Here is a 21,048-nt window from a genome sequence, read left to right as displayed (position 1 = left end):
TTATCTAACAGTTTGATCCTGCCAGATTTTCACTATTTATAGTTAGTTATTGGATAATTTTTTATTCCACTCAGTGGAAAAACATGTTTTGATCCCTGACCTTTTTATGGCTGATCAACATCAGTCTTGTATGTTTTTATTATTGCACATTACAACATATAACAATGGACAGGGAATTTATGGCAGATCAACAACATAGCTTGCAACGGGGTTTAGAAGCCCGTCATATAGAGCTGATCGCACTAGGCGGCACAATTGGTGTCGGTCTGTTTATGGGCTCGGCTAGCACACTGAAATGGGCTGGTCCTTCCGTTTTGCTGGCTTACATTATTGCCGGAATTTTTGTTTTTTTCATTATGCGATCGATGGGAGAAATGCTGTTTCTTGAACCTGTCACGGGTTCTTTCGCCTCTTTTGGACATAAATATCTCAGCCCATACTGGGGATGCCTCACCGCTTGGGGCTATTGGTTTATGTGGGTGGCGGTAGGGATATCAGAAATAACGGCTATTGGTGTTTATGCTGAGTTCTGGTTCCCTGAACTTCCTCAGTGGGTATCAGCATTAATTGCGGTGGCGTTGGTCGCTTTGGCGAACCTTGCGGCGGTACGTCTTTATGGTGAGCTGGAATTTTGGTTTGCCATGATTAAGGTGACCACAATTATTGTCATGATCCTGATTGGCTTGGGATTGATATTTTTCGGTATTGGTAATCAATGGCAGCCTATTGGATTGGATAATCTGACTGTGCATGGTGGTTTCTTTGCGGGTGATTGGCAAGGGTTTCTGTTTGCGCTCTGTATTGTGGTTGCATCTTATCAGGGGGTGGAGCTGGTTGGTATCACTGCGGGGGAAGCGAAGAACCCTCAGGTGACATTGAAAAAAGCGATTAACAATATTCTCTGGCGTATCCTGATTTTCTACGTGGGTGCGATTTTCATTGTAGTGACATTATTTCCATGGACAGAAGTGGGTGCACAGGGCAGCCCGTTTGTCATGACATTTACCAAAGTGGGGATCACCTCAGCGGCAGCCGTGATTAACTTTGTGGTATTGACGGCCGCGCTTTCCGGCTGTAACAGCGGTATGTACAGTGGTGGGCGGATGCTTTATGCGCTGGCGCAAAACCGTCAGCTACCTTCATCATTGACTAAATTGTCAAAGAATGGGGTACCGGTAATTGGTATTGCTATCACTATCTTGTGTTTGATTGTGGGCTCTAGTTTGAATTATTTGATCCCAAATCCGCAGGCGGTTTTTGTTTATGTTTACAGTGCCAGTGTGCTACCAGGAATGGTACCGTGGTTTGTTATTCTGATGAGCCAATTGCGTTTTCGTCAGTATCATCAACAAGCACTGAAACAACATAGTTTTAAATCTATCCTGTTCCCCTATGTAAATTACCTGACATTGGCATTTTTATGTTGTGTGTTGGTAGGGATGGCAATTAACCCGGATACCCGTTTTTCATTGCTGGTAGGTGGGGGATTTTTGTTGATAGTGTCGCTGATTTATTGGTTGGTGAAGCTTTTTAACGGTAAAAAACCAAAAGCCTGATATACCTTATGGATTTCAAGATGCATCGCGGCGGCAAGGGAGTGAATCCCCGGGAGCATAGCAAACTGTGTGACCGGGGTGAGCGAGTGCAGCCAACAAAGAAGCAACTTGAAAGATGACGGGTATAGATTGATTTACTGTCATGGTAGTAGTAAGTAGGAAAGTTAAGAGCTGGCTTTATCTACGAAATGAGCAAGGTGTAATCAAACGCATCATTTCTTTAAAAAAGCACTGGACAGTATATCATTAAATCCGTACTATCCCCACCCGAAACGGCGTTAAGCGCCCGTAGCTCAGCTGGATAGAGCGCTGCCCTCCGGAGGCAGAGGTCTCAGGTTCGAATCCTGTCGGGCGCGCCATTATTTGCGTGCAAGAGCTGCGGTGATGTATTACGCTGTTGGTAAGTTAAGTATTTAGCAGTAAATAGCTGTTATGGTGGCTATAGCTCAGTTGGTAGAGCCCTGGATTGTGATTCCAGTTGTCGTGGGTTCGAGTCCCATTAGCCACCCCATCTTTTTTGTGACACGCGAGGGTGGCGGAATTGGTAGACGCGCTAGCTTCAGGTGTTAGTGTCCTTACGGACGTGGGGGTTCAAGTCCCCCCTTTCGCACCATAAAAAAGAGAAAAGAATTAGAGATCGAAGAGTAGAAAATTTCGGCGAGTAGCGCAGCTTGGTAGCGCAACTGGTTTGGGACCAGTGGGTCGGAGGTTCGAATCCTCTCTCGCCGACCAAATTCCAAAAGAACCCTGCAATGCAGGGTTTTTTACGTTTTATCCCTTTTTATCTCCTTGGCTTTTTGTTCCCTTTCCTAATCCATATACCTTCAAGTTGTGCTCTGTTGATTCAAATTTAGTGGATTATTTTTTTAAAATAACTATTTGTTTTATATGATAATTTTTTATTTTTTGTATTTTGACGACAATCGATATACTAGCTGTCTCAAATAAGAGACTTATAACAAATTGAATTATAATGAGAATAATAAATACCTTATGTTTTGTCTCAAATAAGAGACAGTGCATGAGATGGATTTTGTGATGATTCGATTTGTTGTTGTAATAAATAGAGAAATAGCTGATGAAGCGAGGCAGCTTTCATTTGAATAAAAGTTGGCACACTAAATGCATTATTATAAACGTAGATGCTCATCCTATTTCTTATGATTGCATATGCTTCATAAACCCAGGGATGATGCAGAGCCGATTATCGGTGCCTATTGTCCATGTCACAGATGAGTAAGATATAACCCTCTTTTCATCGCCGACCGGACTCAACGTTGAGTGAGGCACTATCCGTCTGTAGACCTGATTGTATTTGTACACCTATCTTTATTTTTAAGGTAGGTGTTTTTTTTATTTCTAAGAGATATATTTGGTAGGTTTATATACTGTTTAGGTATTACTGTCTAATATAAACAGAACTGAAAATATGATAGGTAGTTTTTTACTGTAAAATTAATTTAGTTATTTCATTTCTAAACTTATCTTAAGGGGAATATTGATGTCAAAAATGATGGGATGCCCTGGTTGTAGCCGAATGTTACATGAATCCGCACAATCGTGCCCACATTGTGGTGCGATGATAAGGGCTTATTCTTCTGGTAGTAAAAGCCGCATTGTTGCTGCACTGTTGGCATTTTTTCTTGGTTCCTTTGGCGCTCATAAATTTTATCTGAGCAAAATCGGTATGGGGATTTTATATCTGTTATTTTGCTGGACATTTATCCCTGCACTTATCTCATTTATTGAATTTATTATTTATCTTTGCACTTCCGATGAAGATTTTGCCAAAAAATATGGTTAGAAAAATGCCCCGTGCGGGGCATTTTTAATCATCGGCATGAAGACTTGCTAATAATGGATGAGCGATCACGATATTACAGCACTATTACTATTAACGAGATCACTCTTCACGACATTACTTTCACGCTTTAAAGTGAGTACTAATCCCTCGCGACGAACTTGTGCGGCCTCTTCTGGTTTACGTAGTTTATCCAATGCATCGGCTAACCAAGCATAATCATGTGCATCAGGACGTTGGGCTAATGCAGTTTTAAAGTCTTTTACTGCTTTTTCCCATTCTCCGTGGCGCAAAGCAACTTGTCCAAGTGTACTGTTTAACAGAGGGGTCGAACCATGTTGTTTTAACTGATGGTCCAATGCGTTTTGTATCGGCTTTGGATCTTCGCTTTTTAAGCGAGGGATCAATAAGAGTAAACGTTCGTCGTATTGACGTTTTAAACTTTCCAAGATGATCTTTTGTGCAGTTTCATGGTCATCACATTCAATTAAATGTTCAGATATTGCAACTTGTAAAGCCACATCATGGCGAATTTTTCGGCTTTGATCATGCCACCAACGTTTTAAGCCTTCGCTGCCTTGTTCTGCCATGTACTGATTCATCAGACCGATATAGGCTTGCTGGCGCAATTTGTGAATTTGTAACTCATCATGTAGATGGATTTTTTCCATTACCGGCAGTATATCAATCAGTGACTGGTAAGCTCCTGACTTCATATAGGCTTGTTCAGCCAGGCGTAAGACTTCTGGATGGCGTGAAGCTTGATTTAGTAGCTTATCTACACCATGACGGGCTGCATGAATTTCACCTTGAGTGAGTTGAATACGTACACGGGTAATATCCACAGGCAACTGATTATTGTCTGCGACTTCTGCTGCACGTTCCAGATACTGATTGGTACGAAATTCATCTCCGCGTTGTTGGGCTGCTTCAGCCGCCAGTAAGTAGTTGACTACAGGTTGTTCCGCATGATCAGCATTACGGGTCAGTAATTGCTCAACTTGTTTGAAATCGCCTTCTGCCAGTTTGAGCAACGCTGCTTTTGTTTGGGCATGGGCACGGCTGCGTTTGCGTCCAAGGAACCAGCCACGGGTACGTGAGCCTGTGCGTATAACTCTGCGGTAGCACCAACCAAAGAGGCAGAGTACCAGTTGTAAAAGAACAAATATAATGAACAGGCCGGTAACACTGGTTTCAATGTTGTAATTGTCAGTTTGAATCAGCACATATCCCTGATGGCCAGCAATTATCGGACCGAGCACAATACCAACAATGAGTACCACAAACAGTAATAAAACTTTCAGCATAACTTAACCCTCCTGATTAGTTTCAGAAGATTGGGAAAGTAAGCTGCGAACCCGGGTTTGCATCAGTTTTTCCAGTAAAGGCTGGCTTGAAAGGTGGTCTGGAGCAGTTATGGAAACAGGCTGCTGGCTTAATGAATCAATTTCTTCCAGGAATGCTTTGGTATTGGGATCATTGATATCAAAGTAAGCTCTAACCCAAGTTGAAACTGTTTCTAATGATTGTTTAAAAACTTCACCTTGATGACGGGGTATTGCTTGGGCGGCAATCAACAGACGGGCTCGGATATTTTCTCGTAGATAGATATCTTGATTTGGTGCCAGTAATGGCTCTGCTGCGGTATCCCGGCGACGGATGGTAATGAAATTATCCATGAAACTCTTCCAGCTTTTGCTCAGATTCTGGCGCCATTCAGATAATGTACCGGTTAATTCATCATTATCTTCGTCCATTGGCGAACCATCGGTTGTATTGTCAGCCAGACGCAGGTTATCTACTTGGTTAGAAAGCTGATTAACTCGCAGGATAATGCCGTCAAAATCAATCTGACTAATGGCAGATAATGTACTGATGTCTTGTGTAATTGCACGACGGATTTCAATCAGGCTTGGATCATTCATTTCAGAGAGACTGGCATCTGCATTTTTCAGCAGAGCAGCGGCGGTGACTATATCTTGATCATTCCATAATTTCCGGCCTGCCATTTTGACCAGAAAATCAGCTTGTGCTAGTAGCCAGCTTTTTACATCAGAACTGGATAACGCAGAGATTTTGGCCTGTAACTCTTGTAGACTATGACCCAGTTGCTCATTTTGTGCGGAAAAATGGCTTAAAGTCTGTGATTGTTCTTTAAACAGCGCTTCAATATGCTGTTTATCCTGTGATTGTTGTTGTTTCAATGATTCCAGTTGTTGGCGTAGCTCGTGGTTCTCTGTACTCAGTAAATGGCTTTGTTGCTGTCCGTAATAATAAAGACCGCCACCGATTGCCAGCATGATTGCAATAGCAATTATGTTTTTTAGCGTGCCAGAACGTTCTTGCTTTTGAGGCGCGGTTTCGAGCTGTTGCGAGTTTTCAACCGTAGTTTTTGTTTGTTCAACTGTCTCGGAGGACTGTTTTTGCTCCGTCATAGTGGGCATCCCATGTCAGTTTATTCTAGTGCCTGAATTAAGGCGTCGTTATCTGCACTTTTTGCAACTTTAACATCCTGCCAGCCCAAATTTCGGGCGGCATGTGCAAGACGTTCGCTTACCACAATCAGGCGGCAATGCAATAACCACCTGTTTCGATCACTTTCGGGTATTAAGTTATATAACAGTTGCAGTATTTCGCCACTGGTTACAACTAAAGTTTGTACTCCATACTTTTGCCAGTGGGCACTGAATTCTGCTGCCGGGTAGTCTACGGGCTGGCGGAAATAACATTCACAATAGTCAACTGTGGCACCTCTTTCTGTCAGCGTCCGGGCAATAAGTTCACGCCCGCCATTTCCTCTGAGCAGCAAAGCTTGTTTATTTTCAACCTGATGTAGCGATGGTAGTTTTAGCAAGATTTCGCTGGTCTCACCCTCTGATGACCAGATAACATTCATACCCGTTAGTTGATGAAAAGCCAGAGCGGTTGATCTGCCGATAGCATAATAAATCAGCTTGTCGGGCCATAACAGATTAATTTTATTTAACTGATTGTTTGCATAATAAACTGCATTTTTTGACAATAGAAATACCATATCACGGGTATTTAGAGGGTTAAGCTTCTCAGCTAGCTGTGGCAGCTCTGAACCTGGGTGAATATTGATTAAAGGTGCGCTGAAAGCTGTTTTTCCCGCAGCCTGTAACCTTCTGACTAGTTCCTCTCCGGCAGGAGCAGGGCGAGTCACCAGAATACTCATGTGGAGGGATTTCCTCGATAAACTTGGGTTAGAATTTCCCGTGCTCCCCGTTCCAACAACTCTTCTGCCAATTCAACCCCTGCCTGGCAGGCATCTTTTGGTAAAGCTGTTCTCTCACCGCGAATAATAACGCTACCATCAGGTGCGCCAACTAATGCCCGTAACCAGATTTTCCCGTCCTGCCAGATAGCATAGCTACCTATTGGTACTTGGCAGCCTCCTTCCAGTCGGGTATTCATCGCACGTTCGGCAAGAACACAAACTTCTGTATCATAGTGGTTTAATGGTGCTAACAGAGTTTGTGTTTGTTGGTCGTCTAGGCGGCATTCAATTCCTACCGCGCCTTGACCAACGGCAGGTAATGATTGTTCTGCCGTCAACGGCGTACGGATACGCTCATGCAGTTTTAACCTTTTCAATCCTGCGACGGCAAGGATGATTGCATCATAGTGACCATTATCCAACTTGTTCAGGCGGGTTCCAACATTGCCCCGAAGGTCACGGACAATCAGATCAGGACGTAATTCACGGAGTTGACACTGGCGGCGTAAACTTGATGTGCCAACGATGCTGCCTGTTGGCAATTCATCCAGAGAGTGATATTTCACAGAGACGAAAGCATCACGAGGATCATCACGTTCACAAATAGTGACCAGACCTAGCCCCTCAGGAAAAGAGATCGGGACGTCTTTCATTGAATGGACGGCGATATCGGCTCGGCCTTCAAGTAGAGCTAACTCTAACTCTTTGACAAACAGCCCTTTTCCTCCGATTTTTGCCAGAGGCGTGTCCAGAATGACATCGCCCTGGGTTACCATTGGAACCAGTTGAACTTCCAGATCTGGGTGACATTGTTGCAGTTTTTGCTGAACATACAGCGCTTGCCACATAGCTAAAGGGCTTTGGCGGGTTGCGATACGGATGGTTTTAGTTGACATAGCTGGTTGTATTTCTCAGGCTTTTCAGCCGTCAATAAATGAAAAAACATAACACTCGTTTTAACACTTCGGCTGTTTTTTTTCCAGTTAGGAGCTGAGAAGAAGAGATGCCGGTTATGTTAAAGCATAAAATAAATTTTAATTTTTTAAATTATTTTGATATTGATGAAAGTAAATTGATTTAATTATGAATTAACTTTTCCAGTAAATTATTTCTGTAATTAAAGAATCCCGAATGGAAAAAATCATTAATTAAAATATAGCCAACGGAGTCATTTCTGTAGGGTTGATGATAACAAGATATTACGCACATTAACTTGAAAAAATGGGCAGAGAAAATTTCTTTCATATAATGAGGGTATAAATGGTATGGGTTTTTTGATTATTTCTATATATAACAATGTATTATTTGATTTTTCGTACGATAAGACATCGAATTCAATTGCTTTACTGACTTTACGGTTTATCGACAAGGTGTTAAATTGATCACGTTTCCGGTAATAAATTGGTAAAAATCATTCTAAATAATTCCATAGAGCTATAACAGCCGGAAACGGGGGATTTATCTGGGCACTGGAACTCAATCGGGCGAGACGTCTTGTACCTTTATATCGAAACACTGAAGCAGAGACTGGATGCGATAAACCAACTCAGGTTAGAACGCGCCTCTACCGCCATGAGTGCGGAATTTAAACAGGTATACAGTTTACTGCCAGTATTATTGCACTATCATCATTCGATGATGCCAGGTTACATTAACGGTAATGTTCCCTATGGCGTATGTTTTTTCGTGCATGATGAAGCACAAAAATCTTATCTTAATGATTTAGAAAATAAATTAGATCACTTCATAGAACAGCCTGCCAATGGTGAACTTCCTATTACCGGTATTTACTCAATGGGCAGTACTTCATCAATCGGGCAGAGCGGTTGTTCTGATTTGGATATCTGGGTATGTCATCAGTCATGGCTTGATAATGATGAGCGCCTTTTGCTGCAACGTAAGTGTACGCTTATTGAGCAGTGGGCGGCAGCGCTTGGTATTGAAGTCAATTTTTTTCTTATTGATGAAAACCGCTTTCGCCACAATGCGAGTGGTAGCCTCGGTGGTGAGGATTGCGGCTCTACTCAGCATATTCTGTTACTTGATGAATTTTATCGTACCGCTGTACGTATGGCGGGTAAGCGTTTGTTATGGGAAATGGTGCCTGTAGAAGAAGAACGCCATTATGATGAATATGTTTTATCGCTTTATGCGCAAGGTGTTCTGACGCCAAATGAGTGGCTTGATCTCGGTGGATTGGGTGAGCTATCTGCTGAAGAGTACTTTGGTGCTAGCTTATGGCAACTCTACAAAAGTATCGATTCCCCTTATAAAGCCGTATTAAAAAGCTTGTTACTGGAAGCGTATTCTTGGGAATATCCCAATGGTAAGTTACTGGCAATGGAGATGAAACAGCGCCTACATGCAGGTGAAATAGTTTCCTTTGGCCTTGACGCATACAGCATGATGCTTGAGCGTGTTACCCGTTATCTGATTGAAATTAATGATACGACCCGTTTAGATCTAATACGTCGATGTTTTTATTTAAAAGTTTGTGAAAAACTCTCTCTAAATCAAGATGATAAAGGCTGCATTGGCTGGCGACGCCAGGTTTTGACCCAACTGATCTATGAGTGGAAGTGGGATCCAGAGCGGTTGAAAATTTTGGATAACCGCAACTTATGGAAAATTGAACAGGTTCGTGATGCGCATAATGAACTGCTCGATACCATGATGCAGAGCTATCGTAATCTTATCCGTTTTGCCCGCCGTAATAATCTGAGTGTCAGTGCCAGTCCACAGGATATTGGTGTGCTGACGCGTAAACTTTATGCTGCATTTGAAGCATTGCCAGGGAAAGTAACGCTGGTTAATCCGCAAATTTCGCCAGATCTATCAGAGAAAAATTTAACATTTATTTATGTTCCTCAAGGGCGTGCAAACCGTAGCGGTTGGTATCTCTACAATCAGGCTCCGGCTATTGGATCGATCATTGGTCATCAACCTCTGGAATATAATCGTTATCTCAATAAACTGGTGTCGTGGACCTACTTTAACGGCTTGTTAACAGAAAAATCGTGTATCCATATTCATCATGGCGAAACTCAATGTGATGAGCTGAAGCTGCATGAATTGATTAATGATATTTCTACTCATTTTCCTATCCGCCTGCCATCACCGACACCGAAAGCACTCTATAGCCCGTGTGAAATTCGTCATTTGGCAATAATTGTCAATCTGGAGAAAGATCCGACCGCTGAGTTCTCCAATCAGGTTGTACATTTTGATTTCCGTAAGCTTGATGTATTCAGTTTTGGTGAATCGCAACAGTGTTTGGTGGAAAGCATTGACTTACTTTATCGTAATTCATGGAATGAAGTGAGGACCTTACACTTTAGTGGTGGGCAATCTGTGCTGGAAGCGTTGAAGACCATACTGGGCAAAATGCATCAAGATGCTGCGCCGCCAGCGGCGGTTGAAGTGTTCTGTTACAGCGAACATTTACGAGGGCTTATTCGAACTCGGATCCAGCAACTGGTATCTGAATGTATTGAATTACGTTTATCCAGCAATCGTCAGGACCCAGGTCGTTTTAAAGCATTACGTATTGCCGGCCAGACTTGGGGGCTGTTCTTTGAACGTCTTAACGTATCTGTGCAGAAATTGGAAAATGCCGTGGAATTCTATGGGGCAATCTCTAATAACAAATTGCATGGGTTGCCGGTGAAAATTAATACCAAAGAGACACATTTACCCGCGGTGGTTGATGGCTTTGCCAGTGAGGGTATTATTCAATTTTTCTTCGAAAATACGCAAGATAATCAAAGTTTTAATATTTATATTCTGGATGAAACCAACCGGGTAGAAATTTATTCTCATTGCGAGGGAAGTAAGGAAGAATTGGTACGCGACGTCAGTCGGTTTTATTCTTCATCTCATGATCGGTTTACCTATGGATCAAGTTTTATCAACTTTAACTTGCCACAGTTTTATCAGATTGTGCAAATGAAAGGCCAGATTCAGGTGATTCCATTTAGTGGATCATCTTTTTCACATTTGTGTGTGGCTCATGATGGGGAAAATGAAGAGCAGCCAGAACTTTATCGTTCTGTGTCACATTACTGATTTACCCCGCGATGCGCTGAGGAATCCCCAGAAAATAGACAGGCATAGCGTTATGTGATCTACTGATTGTTCCACCAAGTCAATAAGGTCACTGCTATGCCTGTACGTGAAGTATGTCATAACTTCTTTAAAGATGCTTTATCACCCTTTCATAAATATCGTCAGAATGCATTAATCGATGCCACTATCGCTTTGATTAATGGTGCTTTTCTTACGTTAACCAGCATTGGGCGCTTTTTACCCGGAAACGCTCACGTCAAACATAAAATTAAACGTATTGACCGGCTACTCGGTAATGAAGCTCTTCATAGGGATATTCCTGATATCTTTCGCAACATTATTTCAATGCTCACTGAGTCTCTGTCGCTGTGTGTCATTGCTGTTGATTGGAGTGGATATCCGTCACAAGAACACCATGTGCTCCGTGCGAGTTTAATTTGCGATGGACGCTCAATTCCTTTGTTAAGTCAAATAGTTCCCTCATGTGAACAACAAAATGTAACGATACAAAATGCATTTCTTGACAGGCTAGCGCGTGCTGTTAACCCTAAAGCCAGAGTAATTATTGTTACGGATGCAGGTTTTCAAAATGCATGGTTCAAACATATAAAAACGCTCGGTTGGGATTTTGTCGGACGCATTCGAGGCAATACTCAACTAAGACTTGAAAAATAGGGTGAGCTTTGGTTTAAACGGCAAGCTTTAAAAGCCACTACAACCCCACAGTTTTTAGGGTTTGGTACATTATCAAAAGCAGAATATGCACGTTGCGATGGTTATTTTTATCTTCATAAAAGACCGAATAAAGGTAGAAAATTCAAAAAATCACGATATCGAATGGTGCGAAAATCTCAGGTCAAAGATGGGCGTTCGGCAGCAATGGAGCCTTGGCTTATTTTTACTAGTATGGATGATTTTAAACCTCGTCAGGTGATGAAAATTTACAGCCGAAGAATGCAAATAGAGCAAAATTTTAGGGATGAAAAGAGTGAACGTTTTGGATTTGGTCTATAGCCACGGGGCTGGTCGTTTATCAGTATTGAGTCTACTTGCTACACTGAGTTCGGTTGTACTTTGGCTGATTGGTTTTTATGCCGAAAATAAAGGAATACATCTTAATTATCAGGCAAATAGTATTAAATCAAGAAGAGTTATCTCTCATCTGACATTAGCAGAGAATGTCTTACGCCATTCCCCGCTAATATTATTTGAAATAGTGCTTAATAAAACCCTCAAGCATCTCGCCAAAATCTACCAAAGTATGGTTTTGATTTATTAGCGCTGATTTGTGGGGATCCTTCAGCGCGATGCGGGGTAGGTTCAATTATGGGAAACTGAACTGTTCGCCACTTTGTTCGGTGATGGCGTATGCTAGCATGGTTAAAAAATTGTCCCCGCTGCGGTCACAAATCCACTGACCTTCTTTGTAGTCAAAATGATAACCACCGCCTTTTGTTGCCAGCCAGATTTGATGGAAAGGTTCCTGGCGATTGATAATAATTTTGCTGTCATTATCAAAGCTCAGGGTCATGACACCGCCATTGGTTTCACAGTCGATATCAGCATTGCCATCATAATTATCTAACTGCCCTTCGATATAAAGTATCAGTTGGTCAGCTAACTGGTGAAATTCACTGTCGTTCATCTTCATTTCCTATTTGCTTTTCGAGGTCTAACTGCGATTATAGAGAATATTGACGTATGAATTACAGGCATTAATGCAATGAAGAAAAAATTACGTGGATTTCTGGCTATCATAACCTTATTTGTACTTTCCGGTTGTGGACTGAAAGGTCCTCTCTATTTTCCTCCAGAACAACCATCGACCGAGAAGGCAACAACTGCATCTCAGATTCCCGCGAATACTGAGCAGCAAGGGCAGCAAGTGGATAGTACCTCTCAGAAATAAGCGAGATAAGCCGATAGTTAGTCGCTACGGTTTACGGTGGAGCATGATATGCAGTTCTCCAAAATGCATGGTCTGGGTAATGACTTTATGGTCGTTGATGCTGTGACCCAAAATGTTTATTTCTCACCAGAGCTGATCAGTCGTTTGGCAGATAGGCATACCGGTGTGGGCTTCGATCAATTATTAATTGTTGAAGCACCTTATGATCCGGATATGGATTTTCACTATCGTATTTTTAATGCTGACGGCAGTGAAGTTGCACAATGTGGCAATGGAGCGCGTTGTTTTGCCCGTTTTGTCCGCCTTAAGGGATTAATTAATAAGCGTGATATTAAAGTCAGCACGCAATCGGGACGGATGGTGTTGAGTATCACCAATGATGATCAGGTTTGCGTTAATATGGGGGAGCCTGAATTTGAGCCGCATCATGTGCCATTTCGTGCGTTAAGGGCGGAAAAAACCTATATTTTACGGGTAGCAGAGAGAACTGTTCTTTGTGGTGTTGTCTCTATGGGGAATCCTCATTGTGTGATTCAAGTGCCAGATGTGGAAACGGCCGAAGTAGACATTTTGGGGCCAGCTTTGGAAAGCCACGAAAGATTTCCTGAACGGGCGAATATTGGTTTCATGCAAATTTTAAACCGTGGTCATATTCGCTTACGGGTTTATGAACGTGGTGTTGGGGAAACCCAAGCTTGTGGCAGTGGTGCTTGTGCAGCGGTAGCAGTAGGTATTCAGCAGCAATTGCTCGACAACCATGTTCGGGTAGATTTGCCGGGAGGTTCACTGTTTATCTGTTGGGATGGGCCGGGAAAACCGCTCTATATGACGGGACCGGCGATGCACGTTTATGATGGCACAATTCATCTGTAATCGATTCTGTTTTGAGCTGCGGGGCATCGGAGATGGAGAAAAAAGAAGAGCAGTTAAGCATCAATGACATACTTGATGATCAGACTGTTGTGGATTATTTATTGGAAAACCCCAATTTCTTTATCCGTAATGCATGTGTCGTTGAACAGATGCGGGTTCCTCACCCGGTGAGAGAAACGATTTCTTTGGTTGAATGGTATATGAGCCGCCAGAGAACGCGTATTGCTTATCTGGAAGAAGATATAACTCTGCTCATGGAGCAGGCGAGAGTGAACGAACAACTGTTTGAGCAGTTGCTTAAATTACTTGTTAATTTGGTTGCGGCAGAGAGTTTGCAAGATATGCTTAGTCGGTTAAGTTTATGGGCTAAGAATATGGGACTAAATAGTGCCAATATCCGTCTTTTCAGTGATAAATGGCATATTGGTGCACCACTTGATGCGCCTGATTTAGCGCTTTCTCGCAATGCTTTTGAACCAATCCGTATTCAGCGTTTTGGTAATAAAAACCACTATCTCGGTATGCTAAATGGGCCGGAAATTCTATTGTTGTTGCCGCAAGTTCGGCAGGTCGGTTCGGTTGCCGTCTCTCTATTGGGAACGAGGGGCGAACTGGGTATGGTGATATTTAACAGTCGGAATCATCAACATTATCAAGAAGGCATGGGAACTGACATGCTTGAGCATCTGGCTAAGTTATTGCCGGATATATTGTCTCGTTGGATTAAACGCATATGATGCAGGAAATTGACCAGTTACTGGAGCCGATTGAGGCATTTTTGCGCTACCTCAGGGTAGAGCGTCGATTAAGTCCCGTGACTATCACCCATTATCGTCGCCATCTTGCTACATTGGCTGAGATGGTTTTAGAAATGGGTGTCAGCCAATGGCAAGATCTTGATCCCGCGAAAGTGAGAATGTTGGTAACACGTAGTCGTCGGGCTGGTTTGCAATCAGCTAACTTGGCGTTGCGTTTATCTTCCTTGCGCAGTTTTCTTGATTGGCAGGTAATTCAAGGAGAAATTTCCGTTAATCCGAGTAAAACCGTCAGCACGCCGGGAACCAAGCGTCATTTGCCGAAAAATATCGATGTGGATGAAGTGAACCAACTGCTGAATATCAATTTTAATGATCCATTATCGGTGCGTGACCGGACGATGTTGGAAGTGATGTATGGTGCTGGATTACGTTTGTCGGAGTTGGTGGGTCTTGATTGCCAGCATCTGGATCTTGAAAGTGGGGAAGTATGGGTTTCAGGTAAAGGCAGTAAAGAGCGGAAGGTGCCTTTGGGACATACCGCGGTTGAATGGCTTAATCGTTGGTTGGCGATGCGGGAGCTATTCGAGCCGGAGGATAATGCTGTTTTTGTCTCAAAGCGTGGGCGGCGGATATCAACCCGTAATGTACAAAAACGATTTGCGCAGTGGGGAATACGCCAGGGAATGAGCAGTCATATTCATCCTCATAAATTGCGTCACTCTTTTGCCACTCATATTCTGGAATCCAGTGGTGATTTGCGCGCAGTTCAGGAATTACTGGGTCATGCCAGCCTATCCTCCACACAAATCTATACTCATTTAGATTTCCAGCATTTGACAAAAGTGTATGATGTCGCCCATCCCAGAGCCAAACGAGGGAAATCGTAATGCGTTTTTACCGGCCTCTTGCGCCAGTGTTAGCGATGACATTTGATCTGGATGATACGCTGTATGATAATCATCCAGTCATGGATAAGGCAGAAGAGGAAGTACTGAACTTTGTACGGCAGTATGATCCTAGGTTCAGCCACCTTAATCATCAGGATCTATGTGCTTTCCGTGAATTGACACTTGAGCAGCATCCTGAAATTTATCATGACATGACTTTATGGCGCTGGTACTCCTCAAAGTTGATGTTTTGCCATTACGGTTTTAGCCGTGAAGACGCTGATCGGGGGGCAGATGATGTCATGGCGCATTTCACACTTTGGCGTAATCGAATTGATATCCCTGAATCAACACATAAAACTCTGGCGGCACTTGCTGAACAAATGCCACTGGTAGCCATTACTAATGGCAATGCAGAACCAGCCGCCTGTGGTCTTGCCCCTTATTTTAAATTTGTGCTGCAAGCTGGCCCTGATGGACGCGCAAAACCTTGCAGCGATATGTACTGTTTGGCCGCGGATCGTCTGGGTTTAGCGCTTGGGCAAATCTTACATATTGGTGATGACTTGAATACTGATGTGGCAGGAGCGCTGGGTAGTGGTATGCAAGCTTGCTGGATGAATACTAAGAATAAAAAATTATTGCAGACGATGGAAAGCCGCCTACTGCCTCACATTGAGATTTACGATTTGGCTTCTTTGACAGCATTGATATAATCAAGAAATTATTCTGTATAAAAACACAGCAACCTTTGGGCGCTGTCTAATCAATTGATGGTAACTATGGACGTCTCCTATCTGCTCGAAAGTCTGAATGACAAACAACGGGAAGCTGTAGCTGCTCCGCGGACTAATATGTTGGTATTAGCTGGCGCGGGGAGTGGTAAAACCCGGGTTCTGGTACACCGAATTGCTTGGTTGCTATCGGTGGAGAAGGCTTCGCCATTTTCTGTTATGGCTGTGACCTTCACCAATAAAGCGGCTGCGGAGATGCGTCATCGGATTGAAAACTTGATCGGTACCAGTCAAGGTGGAATGTGGATTGGTACGTTTCACGGTTTGGCTCATCGTTTATTACGAGCCCATCATCTGGATGCTAATTTGCCACAGGATTTTCAGATTCTTGACAGTGAAGATCAAAATCGCCTGCTTAAACGCATTATCAAAGCGATGAATCTGGATGATAAACAATGGCCAGCTCGTCAAGGCATGTGGTACATCAATGGTAAAAAAGATGAAGGATTGCGGCCACAGCATATTGAAAGTTATGGCAATCCTGTTGAGGCGACATGGCAGAAAATTTATCAGGCTTACCAGGAGGCTTGTGATCGGGCCGGGCTAGTGGATTTTGCTGAGCTTTTACTGCGAGCTCATGAGTTGTGGCTGAATAAACCTCAGATCCTGCAACATTACCGTGGCCGCTTTACTAATATTCTAGTGGATGAGTTTCAGGACACTAACAGTATTCAATATGCTTGGATCCATCTGTTGGCAGGAGAAACAGGCAAAGTGATGATTGTTGGGGATGATGATCAATCTATTTATGGTTGGCGTGGGGCTCAAGTTGAGAATATTCAGCGTTTCCTGAAAGATTTTCCCGGTGCTGAAACTATCCGTTTGGAGCAGAATTACCGTTCCACCAGTAATATTCTGAAAGTTGCCAATACACTGATTGCCAATAACAGTGATCGTCTGGGTAAAAATTTGTGGACTGATGGGGTAGAGGGTGAGCCCATCTCCCTTTATTGTGCATTTAATGAACTGGATGAAGCCCGTTATGTGGTCAGCCGGATAAAAAACTGGCTTGAAAATGGTGGTGCCCTGAAAAACTGTGCCATACTTTACCGCAGCAACGCGCAGTCCCGTGTACTGGAAGAGGCGCTGTTACAGGCATCAATGCCATACCGTATTTATGGTGGTCAACGATTCTTTGAACGTCAGGAAATTAAAGATGCACTGGCTTACCTGCGTTTGATTGCCAATCGTCATGATGACGCGGCGTTTGAACGTGTGGTGAATACGCCTACCCGTGGTATTGGTGACAGAACGTTAGATATTGTGCGCCAGGCGGCGCGTGAACGGCAGCAAACGTTGTGGGATTGTTGTCAGATATTGCTGCAAGAGAAAGTGTTGGCTGGGCGTGCCGCTGCTTCCTTACAGCGTTTTATTGAACTAATTGACGCATTATCGACAGAAACTGAAGATATGCCATTGCATGTTCAGACTGACAGGATTATCCGTGATTCTGGCCTGCGAGCAATGTATCAGCAGGAAAAAGGTGAAAAAGCGCAGGCGCGTATTGAAAACCTTGAAGAACTTGTCACGGCGACTCGCCAGTTTAGTTATCAGGATGAGGATGAAAATTTCACGCCATTGCAGGCGTTTCTTTCCCATGCTGCGCTGGAATCGGGAGAAGGGCAGGCCGATGCCTATCAGGATTCGGTGCAACTGATGACATTACATTCGGCGAAGGGACTGGAATTCCCACAGGTATTTATTGTTGGTATGGAAGAAGGCATGTTCCCAAGTCAGATGTCGATTGAAGAAGGTGGACGTTTGGAAGAGGAGCGTCGCTTGGCTTATGTGGGTCTGACACGTGCAATGGAAAAGCTGACCATCACTTATGCCGAAAGTCGTCGTTTATATGGCAAAGAGGTTTATCATCGGCCATCTCGTTTTATTGGGGAACTGCCGTCAGAATGTATTGAAGAAGTTCGGTTACGTGCGACAGTATCTCGTCCGGTTAGTCATAGTCGGTTAGGTACACCAATTAGCGCCAATGATAGCGGTTATGCTCTTGGGCAACGTGTTCGTCATCCTAAATTTGGTGAAGGAACCATTGTCAATATGGAGGGAAGTGGTGAACATAGCCGATTGCAAATCGCGTTTCAAGGGGAAGGAATTAAGTGGCTGGTTGCTGCTTATGCCAGGCTTGAAATGGTCTGAAAATAATATCCAGGTTGAATGTTGACAGGCTTTTTCTTCTAAGCGTAACATTCGCGCCTTACGATCACGTAGGGAGTAAAGGAGACTTATGATACATGCTGAGCGCATTTAAGTTAGAGAATAATCGCCTGCTCCGTCTTGAGTTTGAAGAGGGAGAAAAGTTATCTGATTCCTTATGGGTAGATTTGGTTGAACCGGCAGAGCAAGACAGACTGCAAGTTCAAAATGAATTGGGCCAAATTCTGGCAACCCGACCGGAACTGGATGACATTGAGGCGTCGGCGCGTTTTTTTGAAGATGAAGACGGGATACACGTCCACTCATTTTTCTACTTTGAAGACGCGGAAGACCATGCTGGCAACGCAACAGTTGCATTTACTATTCGTGATGGTCGTCTCTATACGTTGCGAGAGCGGGAGCTCCCTGCGTTTCGATTGTATCGTATGCGTGCTCGTAATCAGACATTAGTTGATGGTAATGCTTATGAAGTGCTGATGGATCTGTTTGAAACCAAGATCGAACAGTTGGCTGATGTTATCGAAAATATTTACAGCGTGTTGGAATCCCTGAGCCGGGTCATTATGGAAGGGAAACAGGGTGATGAGTTTGATATTGCCTTGTCCAGTCTTGCTGAACAGGAAGATATTAGCTGGAAGGTTCGCTTATGTCTTATGGATACTCAGCGTGCTCTTAACTTCTTGGTGCGACGGGCCCGTTTGCCGGGGGCTCAACTAGAGCAGGCCCGTGAAATCTTGCGGGATATTGAATCGCTGTTGCCACATAATGAATCTCTGTTTCAGAAAGTTAATTTCTTGATGCAGGCGGCAATGGGTTTTATCAATATTGAGCAGAGCAGAATTATCAAAATCTTCTCGGTTGTTTCTGTGGTATTCCTGCCGCCGACGCTGGTGGCTTCCAGTTACGGCATGAACTTTGAATTTATGCCGGAATTGCACTGGACATTTGGTTATCCGGGCGCAATTGGTTTAATGATTGCTGCCGGTCTCGCGCCGTATCTCTATTTTAAGCGGAAGAATTGGCTTTAATATACCCTATGGATTTCAAGATGCATCGCGGCGGCAAGGGAACGAATCCCCGGGAGCATAGGTAACTATGTGACCGGGGTGAGTGAGTGCAGCCAACAAAGAAGCAACTTGAAAGATGACGGGTATATATGACCGCCGTAATAGTTTTATTATGGCGGCTATAATAGAGACATAAAAACAGTACATTAATAGTTTAATCATCTTTTTGTGCGGCATTAGGTTTTATTATTATTATTTAAAATATTGATTATTGAATGGAAACAACCTTGACATTATTATAAAATGCTTAAATGCTTAAATGCTTAAATGCTTAAATGCTTAAATGCTTAAATGCTTAAATGCTTAAATGCTTAAATGCTTAAATGCTTAAATGCTTAAATGCTTAAATGCTTAAATGCTTAAATGCTTAAATGCTTAAATGCTTAAATGCTTAAATGCTTAAATGCTTAAATGCTTAAATGCTTAAATGCTTAAATGCTTAAATGNTTATTATTATTATTTAAAATATTGATTATTGAATGGAAACAACCTTGACATTATTATAAAATGCTTAAATGCTTAAATGCTTAAATGCTTAAATGCTTAAATGCTTAAATGCTTAAATGCTTAAATGCTTAAATGCTTAAATGCTTAAATGCTTAAATGCTTAAATGCTTAAATGCTTAAATGCTTAAATGCTTAAATGCTTAAATGCTTAAATGCTTAAATGCTTAAATGCTTAAATGCTTAAATGCTTAAATGCTTAAATGCTTAAATGCTTAAATGCTTAAATGCTTAAATGCTTAAATGCTTAAATGCTAGTTCTATATGATTTATATAATCTATGATTGAATATATAACTTGGAGTAATTTTCGTTTTAAAAGAAGTTTTTATTATTGTTTTCTATGGCGGATTCGACTAATAAGTGCAATTTTTCAGAAGGGCGGTCAGTTGCTATAGTAGGCATCTTTCTCGCCAAAGGAAAATGCACTATGGCCTATACACAACTGACCGAAACAGAAAGATACCAGATTTCCAGTTTAAAAGAAGCGGGTTTTTCACAGCTTTTTATTGCGGAGTCACTTAAGCGAAGCCCATCGACCATCAGCAGAGAATTGAAGAGAAATCAAGAAGTCCAGACATACTGCCCTGAACAGGCTCATTTGAAGGTATTGGCGCGTCGTCATTTTGCTAAGAAAGCCGTGAAAATAACGCCGGAAGTAAAAAGATGGATAAAACGGTTAATTTGGAAAGATTTAAGCCCTGAACAGGTGGCTGATTATTTGAAGCAACATAAAGGGATATCTTTGCATCATGAGACGATTTATAGACTGATTTATCAAGATAAAAGAAAGGGGGGTGATTTATGGCAACATCTGCGAATAGCCAGAAAACCCTATCGCAAACGCTATGGTCGCTATGAAAGAAGAGGTAAAATTAAAAATCGGGTCAGTATTGATGAACGCCCGGAAATTGTTGATAAAAAAGAACGTATTGGGGACTGGGAAGGAGATACGATAATAGGGAAAGATAAAAAAAGTGTCTTATTAACATTGGTTGACCGCAAGACGCTGTATACAATAATCGTTAAACTTGATAGCAAGCAGGCATCAGAAGTCGCGAAAGCGGCAGTGAAAGTATTATACCCGTTAAAACAAAAGGTTAAGACCATCACGTTCGATAACGGTTTGGAGTTCGCAGATCATGAAATCATCGGTGAAGAATTAGAAACCCAAATTTACTTTGCTCACCCTTATTCGCCTTGGGAAAGAGGGATCAATGAGAATATCAATGGATTAATCAGACAATACTTTCCAAAGGGAACCAATTTTAATGAAATCTCTGATCAGGAAATAAATTTTGTGGTAAACCGATTAAATAATCGCCCTCGAAAAACACGGGGTGGGAAAACCCCGAATGAATTATTTAAAGGAATACGAACATGTTTACTTCCAGATTAACGATGTTGCACTTATTATGTGAATCTACC

The 21,048-nt window shown here is 42.5% G+C and carries 17 protein-coding genes, 4 tRNA genes and 1 pseudogene; 16 read left to right on the top strand and 6 right to left on the bottom strand.

The annotated features are described in order from the left end of the window. The first annotated feature begins 179 nt into the window (after positions 1–179). The 5 genes from thrP to AACQ38_RS17745 all read left to right on the top strand — a co-directional run bounded on the left by thrP (position 180) and on the right by AACQ38_RS17745 (position 2,288). Positions 180–1,556, top strand: coding sequence for a bifunctional threonine/serine APC transporter ThrP (gene thrP / locus AACQ38_RS17765; RefSeq protein WP_041380423.1), 1,377 nt, complete (start codon positions 180–182; stop codon positions 1,554–1,556). Between the two features lie 282 nt (positions 1,557–1,838). Next, positions 1,839–1,915: transfer RNA gene (locus tag AACQ38_RS17760), tRNA-Arg, on the top strand. A 76-nt stretch (positions 1,916–1,991) separates the two neighbouring features. Beyond that, positions 1,992–2,067, top strand: a tRNA-His gene (locus AACQ38_RS17755). Between the two features lie 15 nt (positions 2,068–2,082). After that, positions 2,083–2,169, top strand: a tRNA-Leu gene (locus AACQ38_RS17750). A 42-nt stretch (positions 2,170–2,211) separates the two neighbouring features. Then, positions 2,212–2,288, top strand: a tRNA-Pro gene (locus AACQ38_RS17745). Positions 2,289–2,559: 271 nt separating this feature from the next. On the opposite strand, the gene AACQ38_RS17740 is transcribed toward AACQ38_RS17745, so the two are convergent. Then, positions 2,560–2,706: a hypothetical protein gene (locus AACQ38_RS17740; RefSeq protein WP_157852087.1), complete on the bottom strand. Its 147-nt coding sequence runs from the start codon at positions 2,704–2,706 to the stop codon at positions 2,560–2,562. A gap of 351 nt (positions 2,707–3,057) precedes the next feature. On the opposite strand from AACQ38_RS17740, the gene AACQ38_RS17735 reads away from it, so the two are divergent. Next, entirely contained in the window at positions 3,058–3,360 is a 303-nt protein-coding gene (locus AACQ38_RS17735; protein ID WP_165578722.1) for an NINE protein, read from the top strand. Positions 3,361–3,425: 65 nt separating this feature from the next. On the opposite strand, the gene hemY is transcribed toward AACQ38_RS17735, so the two are convergent. Genes hemY through hemC form a run of 4 tightly spaced genes read right to left on the bottom strand, consistent with a single transcriptional unit; the run spans position 3,426 to position 7,491 of the window. Further along, a complete protein-coding gene (hemY, locus tag AACQ38_RS17730) occupies positions 3,426–4,664 on the bottom strand; it encodes a protoheme IX biogenesis protein HemY (protein ID WP_165578721.1) in 1,239 nt (412 codons plus the stop codon). Between the two features lie 3 nt (positions 4,665–4,667). Beyond that, positions 4,668–5,792 (bottom strand): uroporphyrinogen-III C-methyltransferase, encoded by a 1,125-nt coding sequence (hemX, locus tag AACQ38_RS17725; protein ID WP_011148717.1) that lies wholly within the window; start codon positions 5,790–5,792, stop codon positions 4,668–4,670. A 20-nt stretch (positions 5,793–5,812) separates the two neighbouring features. Beyond that, entirely contained in the window at positions 5,813–6,553 is a 741-nt protein-coding gene (hemD, locus tag AACQ38_RS17720; protein WP_165578720.1) for a uroporphyrinogen-III synthase, read from the bottom strand. Further along, positions 6,550–7,491, bottom strand: a complete 942-nt coding sequence (gene hemC / locus AACQ38_RS17715) for a hydroxymethylbilane synthase (protein WP_011148715.1) — start codon at positions 7,489–7,491, stop codon at positions 6,550–6,552. The genes hemD and hemC overlap by 4 nt, the downstream gene beginning before the upstream one ends. Positions 7,492–8,089: 598 nt before the next feature. On the opposite strand from hemC, the gene AACQ38_RS17710 reads away from it, so the two are divergent. After that, positions 8,090–10,660 carry a class I adenylate cyclase gene (locus AACQ38_RS17710; RefSeq protein WP_011148714.1) on the top strand — a complete coding sequence of 857 codons (2,571 nt, stop codon included), beginning with the start codon at positions 8,090–8,092 and terminating at the stop codon, positions 10,658–10,660. Between the two features lie 96 nt (positions 10,661–10,756). Continuing rightward, positions 10,757–11,939, top strand: a pseudogene (locus AACQ38_RS17705) (IS4 family transposase). Between the two features lie 45 nt (positions 11,940–11,984). Here the strand turns inward: AACQ38_RS17705 and cyaY are convergent. After that, positions 11,985–12,305 carry an iron donor protein CyaY gene (cyaY, locus tag AACQ38_RS17700; protein WP_011148713.1) on the bottom strand — a complete coding sequence of 107 codons (321 nt, stop codon included), beginning with the start codon at positions 12,303–12,305 and terminating at the stop codon, positions 11,985–11,987. A gap of 78 nt (positions 12,306–12,383) precedes the next feature. On the opposite strand from cyaY, the gene lptM reads away from it, so the two are divergent. The 8 genes from lptM to AACQ38_RS17660 all read left to right on the top strand — a co-directional run bounded on the left by lptM (position 12,384) and on the right by AACQ38_RS17660 (position 21,019). Beyond that, positions 12,384–12,569: an LPS translocon maturation chaperone LptM gene (gene lptM / locus AACQ38_RS17695; protein ID WP_011148712.1), complete on the top strand. Its 186-nt coding sequence runs from the start codon at positions 12,384–12,386 to the stop codon at positions 12,567–12,569. 48 nt (positions 12,570–12,617) lie between these two features. Next, positions 12,618–13,442 carry a diaminopimelate epimerase gene (gene dapF, locus AACQ38_RS17690; RefSeq protein WP_165578719.1) on the top strand — a complete coding sequence of 275 codons (825 nt, stop codon included), beginning with the start codon at positions 12,618–12,620 and terminating at the stop codon, positions 13,440–13,442. 32 nt (positions 13,443–13,474) lie between these two features. Further along, positions 13,475–14,179: a DUF484 domain-containing protein gene (locus AACQ38_RS17685; protein ID WP_165578718.1), complete on the top strand. Its 705-nt coding sequence runs from the start codon at positions 13,475–13,477 to the stop codon at positions 14,177–14,179. Next, positions 14,176–15,087 (top strand): tyrosine recombinase XerC, encoded by a 912-nt coding sequence (gene xerC, locus AACQ38_RS17680; RefSeq protein WP_011148709.1) that lies wholly within the window; start codon positions 14,176–14,178, stop codon positions 15,085–15,087. The genes AACQ38_RS17685 and xerC overlap by 4 nt, the downstream gene beginning before the upstream one ends. After that, entirely contained in the window at positions 15,087–15,803 is a 717-nt protein-coding gene (yigB, locus tag AACQ38_RS17675) for a 5-amino-6-(5-phospho-D-ribitylamino)uracil phosphatase YigB (protein ID WP_011148708.1), read from the top strand. Before xerC ends, yigB begins: the two co-directional genes overlap by 1 nt. Before the next feature lie 66 nt (positions 15,804–15,869). Next, entirely contained in the window at positions 15,870–18,032 is a 2,163-nt protein-coding gene (gene uvrD, locus AACQ38_RS17670) for a DNA helicase II (protein WP_011148707.1), read from the top strand. Between the two features lie 95 nt (positions 18,033–18,127). Then, complete coding sequence (gene corA / locus AACQ38_RS17665; protein WP_011148706.1) at positions 18,128–19,078, top strand: magnesium/cobalt transporter CorA; 951 nt, start codon at positions 18,128–18,130, stop codon at positions 19,076–19,078. Positions 19,079–20,050: 972 nt separating this feature from the next. Beyond that, complete coding sequence (locus AACQ38_RS17660; RefSeq protein ID WP_165578717.1) at positions 20,051–21,019, top strand: IS30-like element ISPlu1 family transposase; 969 nt, start codon at positions 20,051–20,053, stop codon at positions 21,017–21,019. The last annotated feature ends 29 nt before the right edge of the window (positions 21,020–21,048 follow it).

This window comes from Photorhabdus sp. RW14-46 (assembly GCF_963887965.1).
Lineage (GTDB): Bacteria > Pseudomonadota > Gammaproteobacteria > Enterobacterales > Enterobacteriaceae > Photorhabdus > Photorhabdus laumondii.
The sequence above is the reverse complement of the archived record's forward strand: the minus strand, read 5'-3'. Positions and strand labels throughout refer to the sequence as shown.

What these genes read in the sequence shown, in the direction of transcription:
- thrP (WP_041380423.1), top strand. Translation starts at nt 180, where the DNA reads ATGGCAGATCAACAACATAGCTTGCAACGGGGTTTAGAAGCCCGTCAT.
- AACQ38_RS17740 (WP_157852087.1), bottom strand. Translation starts at nt 2,706, where the DNA reads ATGAGCATCTACGTTTATAATAATGCATTTAGTGTGCCAACTTTTATT.
- AACQ38_RS17735 (WP_165578722.1), top strand. Translation starts at nt 3,058, where the DNA reads ATGTCAAAAATGATGGGATGCCCTGGTTGTAGCCGAATGTTACATGAA.
- hemY (WP_165578721.1), bottom strand. Translation starts at nt 4,664, where the DNA reads ATGCTGAAAGTTTTATTACTGTTTGTGGTACTCATTGTTGGTATTGTG.
- hemX (WP_011148717.1), bottom strand. Translation starts at nt 5,792, where the DNA reads ATGACGGAGCAAAAACAGTCCTCCGAGACAGTTGAACAAACAAAAACT.
- hemD (WP_165578720.1), bottom strand. Translation starts at nt 6,553, where the DNA reads ATGAGTATTCTGGTGACTCGCCCTGCTCCTGCCGGAGAGGAACTAGTC.
- hemC (WP_011148715.1), bottom strand. Translation starts at nt 7,491, where the DNA reads ATGTCAACTAAAACCATCCGTATCGCAACCCGCCAAAGCCCTTTAGCT.
- cyaY (WP_011148713.1), bottom strand. Translation starts at nt 12,305, where the DNA reads ATGAACGACAGTGAATTTCACCAGTTAGCTGACCAACTGATACTTTAT.
- lptM (WP_011148712.1), top strand. Translation starts at nt 12,384, where the DNA reads ATGAAGAAAAAATTACGTGGATTTCTGGCTATCATAACCTTATTTGTA.
- dapF (WP_165578719.1), top strand. Translation starts at nt 12,618, where the DNA reads ATGCAGTTCTCCAAAATGCATGGTCTGGGTAATGACTTTATGGTCGTT.
- AACQ38_RS17685 (WP_165578718.1), top strand. Translation starts at nt 13,475, where the DNA reads ATGGAGAAAAAAGAAGAGCAGTTAAGCATCAATGACATACTTGATGAT.
- xerC (WP_011148709.1), top strand. Translation starts at nt 14,176, where the DNA reads ATGATGCAGGAAATTGACCAGTTACTGGAGCCGATTGAGGCATTTTTG.
- yigB (WP_011148708.1), top strand. Translation starts at nt 15,087, where the DNA reads ATGCGTTTTTACCGGCCTCTTGCGCCAGTGTTAGCGATGACATTTGAT.
- uvrD (WP_011148707.1), top strand. Translation starts at nt 15,870, where the DNA reads ATGGACGTCTCCTATCTGCTCGAAAGTCTGAATGACAAACAACGGGAA.
- corA (WP_011148706.1), top strand. Translation starts at nt 18,128, where the DNA reads ATGCTGAGCGCATTTAAGTTAGAGAATAATCGCCTGCTCCGTCTTGAG.
- AACQ38_RS17660 (WP_165578717.1), top strand. Translation starts at nt 20,051, where the DNA reads ATGGCCTATACACAACTGACCGAAACAGAAAGATACCAGATTTCCAGT.